The organism is Streptomyces sp. CMB-StM0423, assembly GCF_002847285.1.
Taxonomy (GTDB): domain Bacteria; phylum Actinomycetota; class Actinomycetes; order Streptomycetales; family Streptomycetaceae; genus Streptomyces.
Window position 1 is genome coordinate 6,662,144 of the sequence record NZ_CP025407.1, and the last position, 11,901, is coordinate 6,674,044.

The window sequence follows — 11,901 nt, forward strand, 5'->3', positions numbered from 1 at the left end:
CCTTCGAGACGATTCCCGAGAAAGCGAGTACGAGAACAGTCATGGCCGACGCCCAGAAGATCCCGGCCGGCTCCACGGCCGCCGGAAGCATCGCGGTGGCCGCCGAGTCCACCGTCGCCACCAGGATGAGCGCCCCGCCGTCCTTCGACGTGGCCGACTTCCCGGTCCCGCACGGCCGGGAGGAGGAGTGGCGCTTCACCCCGCTGGAGCGGACCCGCGGCCTGCACGACGGCAGCGCCACCGCCACCGGCGACCCCCAGACGGCCATCACCGCGCCCGACGGCGTCACCGTCGAGACCGTCGGCCGCGACGACGCCCGGCTGGGCCGGGCCGGCACCCCGGTGGACCGGATCGCCGCCCAGGCGTACTCCTCGTTCGAGAAGGCCACGGTCGTGACCGTGCCGAAGGACACGCAGCTCACCGAGCCCATCCGGGTCTCGGTGCACGGGGAACCCCGGAACGGAGAGGCCGTCGTCTCGTACGGGCACCAGCTCATCGAGCTGGGGGCCTTCGCCGAGGCCGTCGTCGTCATCGACCACACCGGCGACGCGGTGCTCGCCGAGAACACCGAGTACGTGCTCGGCGACGGTGCCAAGCTCACCGTCGTCTCCGTGCAGGACTGGGCCGACGGGGCCGTGCACGTTGCCCAGCAGTCCGCGCTCATCGGCCGGGACGCCAGCTTCAAGTCCGTGATCGTCACCTTCGGCGGCGACCTGGTCCGGCTGCACCCCCGGGCGCAGTACGCGGGCCCGGGCGCCGAGGCCGAGCTGTACGGGCTGTACTTCACCGACGCGGGCCAGCACCAGGAGCACCGCCTGTTCGTCGACCACGACGCCCCGCACTGCCGGAGCAACGTGGCGTACAAGGGCGCGCTCCAGGGCGCCGACGCGCACGCCGTGTGGATCGGCGACGTGCTGATCCGCAAGCGCGCCGAGGGCACCGACACGTACGAGCTGAACCGCAACCTCGTGCTCACCGACGGCGCCCGCGTCGACTCGGTGCCCAACCTGGAGATCGAGACCGGCGAGATCGTCGGCGCGGGCCACGCGTCGGCCACCGGCCGCTTCGAGGACGAGCAGCTCTTCTACCTGATGGCCCGCGGCATCCCGGCCGACGAGGCCCGCCGGCTGGTCGTCCGCGGTTTCTTCGCCGAGCTGGTGCAGCAGATCGGTATCGAGGACGTCGAGCAGCGCCTGATCGAGAAGATCGAGGCCGAGCTGGAGGCGTCCGTGGCATGACCGACACGACCAACGCGACGTACGTACGCGCCTGTGCGCTGAGCGAGCTGGAGGAGGACCTCCCCAAGCGGGTGGACCTCGGCGGCACGCCGGTGTCGGTCGTGCTCACCGGGGACGAGGTGTTCGCGATCTACGACATCTGCTCGCACGCGAACGTCTCGCTCTCCGAAGGCGAGGTGGAGGACTGCCAGATCGAGTGCTGGCTGCACGGCTCCACCTTCGACCTGCGTACCGGCAAGCCCTCCGGGCTGCCCGCGACGCGCCCCGTCCCCGTGTACCCCGTCAAGATCGAAGGGGACGACGTGCTCGTCTCCGTCACCCAGGAGTCCTGAAGGCACCATGGCAACGCTTGAAATCCGCGACCTGCACGTCTCCGTCGAGGCCGACAACGCCACGAAGGAGATCCTCAAGGGCGTCGACCTGACCGTGAAGCAGGGCGAGACTCACGCCATCATGGGCCCCAACGGCTCCGGCAAGTCCACCCTGGCGTACTCCGTCGCCGGCCACCCCAAGTACCAGATCACCTCCGGCACCGTCACCATCGACGGCGAGGACGTGCTGGAGATGAGCGTCGACGAGCGCGCCCGCGCCGGCCTCTTCCTCGCCATGCAGTACCCGGTCGAGGTCCCCGGCGTCACCGTCTCCAACTTCCTGCGCACCTCCGCCACCGCCATCCGCGGCGAGGCCCCCAAGCTCCGCACCTGGGTCAAGGAGGTCAAGGAGGCGATGGAGCGGCTGAACATCGACCCCGCCTTCGCCGAGCGCAACGTCAACGAGGGCTTCTCCGGCGGTGAGAAGAAGCGCCACGAGATCCTCCAGCTCGAACTCCTCAAGCCGAAGATCGCGATCCTCGACGAGACCGACTCGGGCCTGGACGTCGACGCGCTGCGCATCGTCTCCGAGGGCGTCAACCGGATCCGCGAGAGCGGCGAGGTCGGCACCCTGCTGATCACCCACTACACCCGCATCCTGCGCTACATCAAGCCCGACCACGTGCACGTCTTCGCGGGCGGCCGGATCGCCGAGTCCGGCGGCCCGGAGCTGGCGGACAAGCTGGAGGAAGAGGGCTACGCAGCCTACGTGAAGGGCGGCGCATCAGCGTGACCCCACTGCCGGGCCTCCTCGACACCGAGGCGATCCGCAAGGACTTCCCGATCCTGGACCGCACGGTCCACGACGGGAAGAAGCTCGTGTACCTGGACAACGCGGCGACCTCGCAGAAGCCGCGCCAGGTGCTCGACGCGTTGAACGCGTACTACGAGCGGCACAACGCCAACGTGCACCGCGGTGTGCACGTCCTCGCCGAGGAGGCCACGGCGCTGTACGAGGGCGCCCGTGACAAGGTCGCCGCCTTCGTCAACGCGCCCAGCCGGGACGAGGTGGTCTTCACCAAGAACGCCTCCGAGTCGCTGAACCTCGTGGCCAACATGCTCGGCTTCGCCGACGAGCCGTACCGCGTGGACCGCGACACGGAGATCGTCATCACGGAGATGGAGCACCACTCCAACATCGTCCCGTGGCAACTGCTCGCGCAGCGCACGGGCGCGAAGCTGAAGTGGTTCGGGCTCACCGACGACGGCCGCCTCGACCTGAGCGACCTGGACGAGGTCATCACGGAGAAGACGAAGGTCGTCTCCTTCGTGCTGGTCTCCAACATCCTCGGCACGCACAACCCCGTCGAGGCCATCGTCCGGCGCGCCCAGGAGGTCGGCGCGCTGGTCGTCGTCGACGCCTCCCAGGCCGCGCCGCACATGCCGCTGGACGTGCAGGCGCTCCAGGCCGACTTCGTCGCCTTCACCGGGCACAAGATGGCCGGGCCCACCGGCATCGGGGTGCTCTGGGGCCGCAAGGGGCTGCTGGACGACCTGCCCCCGTTCCTCGGCGGCGGCGAGATGATCGAGACCGTCTCGATGCACTCCTCGACGTACGCCCCGGCGCCGCACAAGTTCGAGGCCGGCACGCCGCCGATCGCCCAGGCCGTCGGCCTCGGCGCCGCGGTGGACTACCTCAGCGGCATCGGCATGGAGCGGATCGAGGCGCACGAGCGCGCCATCACCGAGTACGCGCTCGGGCGGCTCCAGGAGGTCCCCGACCTGCGGATCATCGGCCCGACGTCGGCCGAGGACCGCGGCGCCGCGATCTCCTTCACGCTCGGCGACATCCACCCCCACGACGTGGGCCAGGTGCTCGACGAGCAGGGCCTCGCGGTCCGGGTCGGCCACCACTGCGCGCGGCCGGTCTGCCTGCGGTACGGAATTCCTGCGACCACGCGGGCGTCGTTCTATCTGTACTCCACCCCGGGCGAGGTCGACGCGCTGATCGACGGCCTGGAGTACGTCCGGAACTTCTTCGGCTGAAGGGCGTGGGAACAGCGTGAAGCTCGATTCGATGTACCAGGACGTCATCCTGGACCACTACAAGCACCCGCACGGGCGGGGCTTGCGGGACGGCGACGCCGAGGTACACCACGTCAACCCGACCTGCGGCGACGAGATCACGCTGCGCGTGAAGCTCGACGGGCGGACCATCGAGGACGTCTCGTACGAGGGCCAGGGCTGCTCCATCAGCCAGGCCAGCGCCTCCGTGCTCAACGAGCTGCTGGTCGGCAAGGAGCTGGCCGAGGCGCAGCGGATCCAGGAGCAGTTCCTGGAGCTGATGCAGTCGCGTGGGAGGATCGAGCCGGACGACGCCATGGAGGAGGTGCTGGAGGACGCGGTCGCGTTCGCCGGCGTCTCGAAGTACCCGGCGCGCGTGAAGTGCGCCCTGCTGTCCTGGATGGCGTGGAAAGACGCCACGGCCCAGGCGCTGAAGGAGGCCGCAGCATGACCGATACCGGCACGACGGACACGGGCACGACGGACGCCGAGACCGCCGCCGGCACCCAGCCGGCCGGGGAGGAAGAGATCCGCGAGGCGCTGTACGACGTCGTCGACCCCGAGCTGGGCATCGACGTCGTCAACCTCGGCCTCATCTACGGCATCCACGTGGACGAAGGCAACATCGCCACCCTGGACATGACGCTGACCTCGGCGGCCTGTCCGCTGACCGACGTGATCGAGGACCAGGCGAAGGCCGCCACCGAGGGCATCGTCAACGACCTCAGGATCAACTGGGTCTGGATGCCCCCGTGGGGTCCCGACAAGATCACCGACGAGGGCCGCGAGCAACTGCGCGCGCTCGGCTTCAACGTCTGAACATCCGCGCAAGGCCCGCCCCGGTCCAACCGGGGCGGGCTTTTCGCGTCTCGGCGCCCGCGGCGGGGTCCGGCCGGTGAACGGCCGGAAAAAAGTGGTGAGAACGCGTCGGGGTCGATCGGGCAAGAAGAGGTGACAGCACTCCGCTCACACCTTTTCGATCGGGGACCGCCCACAGTGATCGACCCACCGCACGACATCACGGAGAGATTTGTGGAACCACCGCAGGACGTCTCGCCGCTCGTCGACGGAGACGCCGCCGTGATCGAGGAGTCGCTGGACCGGCCCGAGGCGTTCGCCGAGTTGTACGACCGGTACGCCCCCGCCATACACCGCTACGCGACCCGCCGGCTCGGCGCCGGCTCGGCGGACGACATCACCGCCGACACCTTCCTGGCCGCGTTCCGCGCCCGGACCCGCTACGACACCGGCCGGGCCAGCGCCCGGCCGTGGCTCTACGGCATCGCCGCCAACCTCATCGGCCGGCACCGCCGTTCCGAGGTACGGGGGCTGCGCGCCCTGGCCCGTACCGGCGTCGACCCCGTGGCGCACTCCTGGGTGGACGAGGCCGACGACCGGCTCACCGCCCAGGCCGTGCACGCGCCGCTCGCGGGCGCGCTCGCCGGTCTCGCGGCCGGGGACCGGCACGTGCTGCTGCTGGTGGCCTGGGCCGACCTCAGCTACGCGGAGGTCGCCGAGGCGCTGGACATACCCATCGGCACCGTGCGCTCCCGGCTGAGCCGGGCCCGGCGCAAGGTCCGCGCGGCCGTGGGGCCCGATCCCCACTCCACCAACGACGCACCGGAGGCGGCAACCCATGGATGAGATGTCGAAGCTGCGCGAATGGCGCGCCGACGCGCCGGCTCCCGACCGCGAGCGGCTCGCCCCCGGCCGCCGCCGGCTCCTCGACGCCGCGGGCGCGCGCAAGAGCCGGCGGCTGCCGGTGCTGGGCGACTGGCGCGTGGTGTCGGGCGCGGTGGCCGCGGGCGTCACGGCGGTCGCACTGCTGTCGACGAACCTGGGCGGCGGCACGGGCGGCAGCGAGGGCACCCCGGCGGCGGGCGGCGACGCGCACGTGACGACGGCGTCGCCGGGGCCGCCGAGCAGAGCGTCGGAGCTGCTGCAGAAGGCCGCGGTCGTGGTGGCGGCGGACCCCGTGCCGGAGCCGGAGGAGGGGGACTGGGTGTACGTACGGGAGGTCAGCGTCGGCGTGACCGACCCGGCCGACGACTCCCCGGCCACGGCGGAGGACTGGTACCGGTACGCCGACCCGGAGTTCGAGAACTGGAACGAGGGCGACGACCACTCGCCGCGGGAGGGCTTCGAGTACCTCGCCGCGCTGCCGGAGGACACCGACGCGGTGCTGCAGAAGGCCCGCTGGTTCTACCCCCAGAGCGGTGGGCGCCCCGGCAGCGAGAACCCCGGCGCCGGGCGCAGCGACGCCGAGCTGGCCGAATGGAACTTCTCGTCGCTCAGGCTGCTGGCCGGGACGACGCCGACGCACCCCGTCGGGCAGTCCCGCGTCTACGAGGCGATGGCCACCATTCCGGGGCTGCGGGTCGAGGACGGCACCGTGAAGGACGCGGCCGGCCGGCGGGCGCTCGCGTTCTCCGTCGAACCCGATCCGGACGGCATGCCCGTCCGCGACGAGGTGCTGATCGACCCTACGACGTACACCTACCTGGGCACCCGGTCCGTCGCCACCGGCGAACTGGGCCTGCAGGGCACGGGGGACGAGAAGGAGTGGAAGAAGGGCGACATCGTGACGAGCACGGCGGTCCTCAGCACCGCGCTGGTGGACGACGAAGGCCAGCGGCCCTGAGGGCCGTGGGACTTACGGGGGCGAAGGCCGTACGGGACAGGGGACCGTACGGCGCACGGGGGCGGCCCGGGGTGCGCCGGGCCGCCCCCGCGTTCGGCGGCGGCGCCGGGCGGCCGCCCGTGTCGCCATGCGGACCGGTTCGCCTCCCGCGCCGGGCGGCGGTTAGCGTTCGGGTATGACCGACGCAGCGACCTCCACCACCCTCCCCACCGGCGCCGCGGCCACCGGCCTGGCCACCGTCACCCCCGACGGCACCGTCCTCGACACCTGGTTCCCCGCCCCCGCGCTCGCCGACGACCCCGGCCCCGCGGGCACCGAGCGGCTGACCGCCGAGCGCGCGGCCGAGCTGCTCGGGGAGTCCGCGCGGGCGGCGCTCGGCCCCGACCCGCGGCGCGGGGTGGAGGTCGTCGCGGTGCGCACGGTGATCTCCTCGCTGCAGGAGAAGCCGGCCGACGCCCACGACGTGTACCTGCGGCTGCACCTGCTCAGCCACCGGCTGGTCCGCCCGCACGGGCAGAACCTCGACGGCGTCTTCGGCCTGCTGGCGAACGTCGCCTGGACCTCCCACGGCCCCGTGCCCGCCGACCGGATCGAGGAGGTCCGGCTCGCGGTCCGCGCCGCCGGGCAGCACCTCCAGGTCAGCCATCTCGACAAGTTCCCGCGCATGGTCGACTACGTGCTGCCCTCCGGCGTCCGTATCGGCGACGCCGACCGCGTCCGCCTCGGCGCGCACCTCGCCGCCGGCACCACCGTCATGCACGAGGGGTTCGTCAACTTCAACGCCGGCACCCTCGGCACGTCCATGGTCGAGGGCCGGATCTCCGCGGGCGTCGTCGTCGGCGACGGCTCGGACGTCGGCGGCGGCGCGTCGATCATGGGCACGCTCTCCGGCGGCGGCAAGGACGTCATCTCCCTCGGCGAGCGCTGCCTGCTCGGCGCCCAGGCGGGCATCGGCATCTCGCTCGGCGACGACTGCATCGTCGAGGCCGGTCTCTACGTCACCGCAGGCACGAAGGTCACGCTGCCGGACGGCGCCGTGGTCAAGGCCCGCGAGCTGTCCGGCGCGAGCAACCTGCTGTTCCTGCGCAACTCCACCACCGGCGCGGTCGAGGCCCGCCAGCGCTCCGGCTCGTGGGGCGGGCTGAACGCCGCGCTGCACGCCAACGACTGACGCGGGGCGCCCGGTTCGTACCCCGGGAACCGCCTCCCCGGCCCTCGTGGCCGGGCCGCCACGTATGCCCGCGACCCCATAAGGTTGCGGGCATGCGTGACTTCACCACCGGATTCGGCTACGTCGGCAAAGGGCTGCGCTGGGCCGCGGGGCACGGGCGGTCGTGGGCCCTCGGCCTCGTGCCCGCGCTCATCGCCCTCGTGCTCTACGCCGCCGCGCTCGCCGCCCTCGCCTACTGGGCCGACGACATCGCCGTGTGGGCCACGCCCTTCGCCGACGACTGGGACTCGCCCTGGCAGGGGCTGCTGCGCGGGCTGTTCATGGCGCTGCTGCTGCTCGGCGGCATCGGCCTCGCGCTGCTCACGTTCACAGCCGTCGCGCTGCTGATCGGCGACCCGTTCTACGAGGCGCTGTCGGGGCGCGTCGAGGAGGACGCGGGCTTCTGCCCGCCCAGCCCGGACGAGCCGCTGCTGCCGGGGCTGTGGCGGTCGCTGAAGGAGAGCGTCCATGTGCTGTCGCGGGCGCTGATGTTCACCGTGCCGCTGTTCTTCCTCGGCTTCGTCCCCTTCCTCGGGCAGACGGTCGTGCCCGCGCTCGGCTTCGCCGTCGCCGGCTTCTTCCTCACGGTCGAGCTGACGTCGTTCGCCCTGCAGCGCCGGGGGATAGACGTGCGCGGGCGGCTGGCGCTGCTGCGCAGGCGCAAGATGCTCGCACTCGGCTTCGGCGTGCCGATCGTGCTGCTGTTCCTGGTGCCGCTGGCCGCGGTGGTGGTGATGCCGGGGGCGGTGGCGGGCGCGACGCTGCTCGCCCGCCACCTCGTCGGCGACGACGTGCCGGACCGCGGCCCGGCGCCGGCCGCAGGACCGCCGCCCGTCAGGGCCTGAGCCGCACCACCGAGGGGTCGTGGTCGCTGGCCTGGTCGGCGTACTCGGCGTTGAGGTGCACGATGTCCAAGGCCGCTCGTTCGGCGAGCGCCGGGCTGGTCAGGATGTGGTCCAGCACCTGCGAGTTGCCGTTGAAGACGTAGCCGTAGCGCTGGTCGCGCGGCAGCTCGTTCACCAGGTCGACGAGCGCGCGGTCCTCGGTCAGCCGGGCCACGGCGGGGGAGAAGGGGAAGTCGTTGATGTCGCCGGCGACGACGACGCCCGCCTTCCGGTCCACGGCGAGCACGTCCTGAACGAACCCGTTGACCAACGCGGCCTGCGCGGTGCGCTGCTCCTCCGAGCCGCGGGCCGGCGGCTGGAAGCGGCTGTCGAGCCCCTGGTCGCCGCCCTTGGAGTTGAAGTGGTTGGCGACGACGAAGACCGTGCGCCCGCGGAAGGTGAACTCGCCCGCGAGCGGCTTGCGGCTGTTGTTCCAGGCCGCGTCGCCGGGGGCGATACGGCCGGGTGAGGCGGACAGCGCCGGGGCGCCGCCGTCGTCGGTGACCCGCACGGGCGTCGTGGCGTCGCCGCCGGGGCGGTCGGTGAAGGAGACCCGCTCAGGGTTGTAGAGGAACGCGACGCGGATGTTGCCGCCCGGCTGGCCGCCGTCGGCGTCGTCCGCGGGGTCGATCTGGCGCCACTCGTACGCGGGCCCGCCGGCGGCGGCGATCGCGTCCGTCAGCTTGCGCAGGGTGGCGTCGGCGCTCGTCACGGCGTCGTTGGTGGCGCCGTTGTCGTCCTGCACCTCCTGGAGGGCGACGATGTCGGGGGAGGCGAGGCCGTCCACCAGGGCGCGGGCCAGCCGGTCGAACTTCGCGGCGCCGTCGCGCGCGGAGAGGTTCTCCACGTTGTACGTGGCCACCGCCAGCTCGGCGTCGCGCTGCGGGCGGGTGGACTCGGGGTCGGGACCGGTCTGCTGCTCGTCGCCGAGCGCGGTGGCCTGCAGCTCGTAGCCGCCGAACTGGTCGTAGTCCAGCGGGCCTTCCGTGGTGCCGCCGAGGCGGTCGCCGACGTCCAGGACGGGGAAGGGGCGCTGGGCGAACGGGATGAGGGAGGCGACCTTGAGCCGGCCGCCGTTGGGGTCGCGGTAGCCGGCGTAGAGCACGCCGCCGCGGGCGGTGCGGTTGTGGGCGGGCTCGGCGGTCACCCACAGCTCGTTGAACTCGGTGCTGGGCCCGACGACCCGGGCGTCGCGCACCGCGACCCGCATGCCCTCCAGCGACTCGTAGCGGTCGAGCGCGTACGAGCCGGGGCGCAGCCGCAGGTCCTCGATGCTGCCGCCGCCCGCGTCGGGTGCGAACCGGGCCGGGACGGTGGCGTCGCGCAGCACGAAGGCGTCGGGCAGCGGGTTGCCTGAGGACAGGACGGTCCACGTGGCGCCGGTCAGCTCGGTGACGGACTGCAGCCCGGCGTTCTTGCCGCCGGGGTAGTACTCGGTGACGGAGCCGGAGACCTCGACCGCATCGCCGGGCGCGACGCTCGGGGTGGTGGAGCCGGTGAAGACGAAGACGGCCTCGCTGGTGGCGGCGTCGGCGTCGGGCTTCGGGTCCTGGACCCAGAAGCCGCGGGCGGAGCCGAAGGCGCGGACGGCGGTGACGATGCCGGGCACGCCGGTCACCTGCTCGCCGGCGAGCGGGGATATCCGGGTGTCGCCCTGGATATCGCGGATGCGTATCTGCCCGCCGTCCGCCCCGGCGCCCGCGGCCCCGGCGGCGGGGGCGGTGAGCAGGGCGGCGGCGAGCGCGGCGGCGACGGCGTAGGGGACGGGGTGGGCGCGTGGCATGGTGTCCTCCGGGACAGGGACAGGACGAGGGGGAAAGGGGACGTACATCTACGCGCGTCAATCTCGTGCGCGGGCACGGGCGTTGTCAAGGAACGTGAAGTGAACACCGGGCGCACCGCCCGACGGAACGGCGTCTTCGGCCGCGCCGCCCCGCGGGGGCTACCCTTGGGCAGCGTCCGATTGATCCCCAGTCTTCGGAGTTGTCGATGACCGCAGACCGCACCGTCCTGCCGCCCGTCCGGCTGCCCGCCGAGGCGGAGCTGGCCCGGGAGGCGCTGGCTTCGCCGCTCTTCGCGCGGGCCGTCCGGCTGGCCCGCTGGGCCGGTCCCGGGCTGCGGGTGGGCGCCGGCGGCGAGCTGCCCGACGCCGAGGTGCGCGAGGCCGCGGCGGAGCTGGGCCTGGAGGAGGGCGCGGACGAGGAGGGCGAGGCGCGGGCGGTCGCAGGCGAGGCGTGGCGGATCGCCGTGGACGTCGGCCTGGTCGACGTCACGGCGCCGGAGGAGGGCGACGAGGAGCTGGGGACCGCGGCCCCGAGCGCCGACCTGCGGCTGGTCACCGGCGGCGCGCCCGCCGACGTACTGGAGCTGTGGGCCGCCGCCTGCGAGTGCGTGCTGTCCGACGCGGCGCTGCCGGATATGAGCGCGCTGGTGGAGCAGATCACCGCGGGCGAGGAGCTGGACCTGGACCGGCTGGACTGGGACCCGGAGGCCGACGCGGACTTCCTCGACGGCGCGCTCGGCAACCTCTACCTGCTCACCGCCATGGAGGACCCCGGCGCCGACGGCGCCGTCCCGCTGCCGGCGCTGGCCGCCTCGCTCGTCGTCCCCGACGACATGGACGAGCCGACCGAGGAGGTGCTGGCGGAGGTCTCCGAGGCGGTGCTGCGGCTCGACGAGCAGTTCCGGATGCTGGAGCCGGTCGGCGTCGTGGCGTACCGCCCGGTGGCCGAGGAGATCCTGCTCGAAGCCGCCGGCACCGCACCCGCGGCGGAGGAGCCGGAGGACGGCGACGAGGACGTCTCCCGCTACGGCGTCGTGCGCCTCACCCCCCTCGGCCTGTACGCGCTGCGCCGGCGGATGCTCGCCGAGGGCCTGGTCGCCCCGCTCGTGGGCGAGCTGGCGAGCGAGGACGCCTACGTCCTCCTCGACGCCCTGCCCCGGCTGCCCGACGCGGTCGCGCAGACGGAGGCCGAGGCATGGCTGGAGGACCGCAAGCCCGCCGAGGCGGCCACCGAGCTCCTCGACGCCGCCCGCGGCACCGACGACCGCGCCCCGGCCCGCCGGCTCGCCTGCCAGCAGGCGCTGGCCGTCGCGGGCGGCGGGGCGGAGCCGGCGGTACGGGACGTACTGCACGACCGCGAACTCGGCGGTCTGGCGCGCGTCTGGCTCACCGAGCGCGGCGTCCCCGGCGTGCCGCAGCCCACCGACGACATGGTCTTCTGGCTCGCCGTCGACACGGTCGCCGCCCAGTTGGGCGGGCTGCGGGACGACACCCCGGAGCTGCGCGAGCTGGTGGAGCACCTGGTGGGCATGCACCGCGGCTTCTTCGCCGCCGCCTGGCGCGTGGACCACCCGGCCACGCCCGAGGTGCTGGAGGCGATGGGGCGGCTGCACCCGGACCGCCAGGTCGCCAAGGACGCCCGCAAGGCGGCCTTCAAGGCCCGTTCCCGGCCCACGGCGTAACACCGCGCCGCGGAGCGCGTATCCGAGAGCGCCCGGCCCGTACGCGGCCGGGCGCTCCCGTGCGCTCCGAACTGGGCTTTGTCCTAGC

Annotated in this window: 12 protein-coding genes; 11 read left to right on the plus strand and 1 reads right to left on the minus strand. The window is 73.0% G+C overall.

Annotated features, from left to right (window positions below; genetic code table 11):
• Positions 1-41: 41 nt before the first annotated feature.
• The 10 genes from sufD to CXR04_RS29000 all read left to right on the plus strand — a co-directional run bounded on the left by sufD (position 42) and on the right by CXR04_RS29000 (position 8,309).
• Entirely contained in the window at positions 42-1,238 is a 1,197-nt protein-coding gene (sufD, locus tag CXR04_RS28955; RefSeq protein ID WP_101425176.1) for a Fe-S cluster assembly protein SufD, read from the plus strand.
• On the plus strand, positions 1,235-1,570 hold the full coding sequence (locus tag CXR04_RS28960) for a non-heme iron oxygenase ferredoxin subunit (RefSeq protein WP_101425177.1): 336 nt from the start codon (positions 1,235-1,237) through the stop codon (positions 1,568-1,570). Before sufD ends, CXR04_RS28960 begins: the two co-directional genes overlap by 4 nt.
• A gap of 7 nt (positions 1,571-1,577) precedes the next feature.
• Positions 1,578-2,342 (plus strand): Fe-S cluster assembly ATPase SufC, encoded by a 765-nt coding sequence (sufC, locus tag CXR04_RS28965; RefSeq protein WP_101425178.1) that lies wholly within the window; start codon positions 1,578-1,580, stop codon positions 2,340-2,342.
• Complete coding sequence (locus CXR04_RS28970) at positions 2,339-3,595, plus strand: cysteine desulfurase (RefSeq protein WP_101425179.1); 1,257 nt, start codon at positions 2,339-2,341, stop codon at positions 3,593-3,595. Before sufC ends, CXR04_RS28970 begins: the two co-directional genes overlap by 4 nt.
• A gap of 16 nt (positions 3,596-3,611) precedes the next feature.
• Positions 3,612-4,064 (plus strand): Fe-S cluster assembly sulfur transfer protein SufU, encoded by a 453-nt coding sequence (gene sufU / locus CXR04_RS28975; RefSeq protein ID WP_027771359.1) that lies wholly within the window; start codon positions 3,612-3,614, stop codon positions 4,062-4,064.
• On the plus strand, positions 4,061-4,432 hold the full coding sequence (locus tag CXR04_RS28980) for a metal-sulfur cluster assembly factor (protein WP_101425180.1): 372 nt from the start codon (positions 4,061-4,063) through the stop codon (positions 4,430-4,432). Before sufU ends, CXR04_RS28980 begins: the two co-directional genes overlap by 4 nt.
• Positions 4,433-4,645: 213 nt before the next feature.
• On the plus strand, positions 4,646-5,257 hold the full coding sequence (locus tag CXR04_RS28985; protein WP_101425181.1) for an RNA polymerase sigma factor: 612 nt from the start codon (positions 4,646-4,648) through the stop codon (positions 5,255-5,257).
• On the plus strand, positions 5,250-6,254 hold the full coding sequence (locus tag CXR04_RS28990) for a CU044_5270 family protein (RefSeq protein ID WP_234380539.1): 1,005 nt from the start codon (positions 5,250-5,252) through the stop codon (positions 6,252-6,254). The genes CXR04_RS28985 and CXR04_RS28990 overlap by 8 nt, the downstream gene beginning before the upstream one ends.
• 175 nt (positions 6,255-6,429) lie before the next feature.
• Positions 6,430-7,425, plus strand: a complete 996-nt coding sequence (gene dapD / locus CXR04_RS28995; protein WP_101425183.1) for a 2,3,4,5-tetrahydropyridine-2,6-dicarboxylate N-succinyltransferase — start codon at positions 6,430-6,432, stop codon at positions 7,423-7,425.
• Between the two features lie 92 nt (positions 7,426-7,517).
• Entirely contained in the window at positions 7,518-8,309 is a 792-nt protein-coding gene (locus tag CXR04_RS29000; protein ID WP_101425184.1) for an EI24 domain-containing protein, read from the plus strand.
• On the opposite strand, the gene CXR04_RS29005 is transcribed toward CXR04_RS29000, so the two are convergent.
• The gene (locus tag CXR04_RS29005) at positions 8,299-10,131 is read right to left on the minus strand and encodes an endonuclease/exonuclease/phosphatase family protein (protein ID WP_101425185.1); all 1,833 of its coding nucleotides are present in this window, start codon (positions 10,129-10,131) and stop codon (positions 8,299-8,301) included. The genes CXR04_RS29000 and CXR04_RS29005 overlap by 11 nt on opposite strands.
• A 206-nt stretch (positions 10,132-10,337) precedes the next feature.
• On the opposite strand from CXR04_RS29005, the gene CXR04_RS29010 reads away from it, so the two are divergent.
• On the plus strand, positions 10,338-11,813 hold the full coding sequence (locus tag CXR04_RS29010; RefSeq protein WP_101425186.1) for a hypothetical protein: 1,476 nt from the start codon (positions 10,338-10,340) through the stop codon (positions 11,811-11,813).
• Positions 11,814-11,901: the final 88 nt, after the last annotated feature.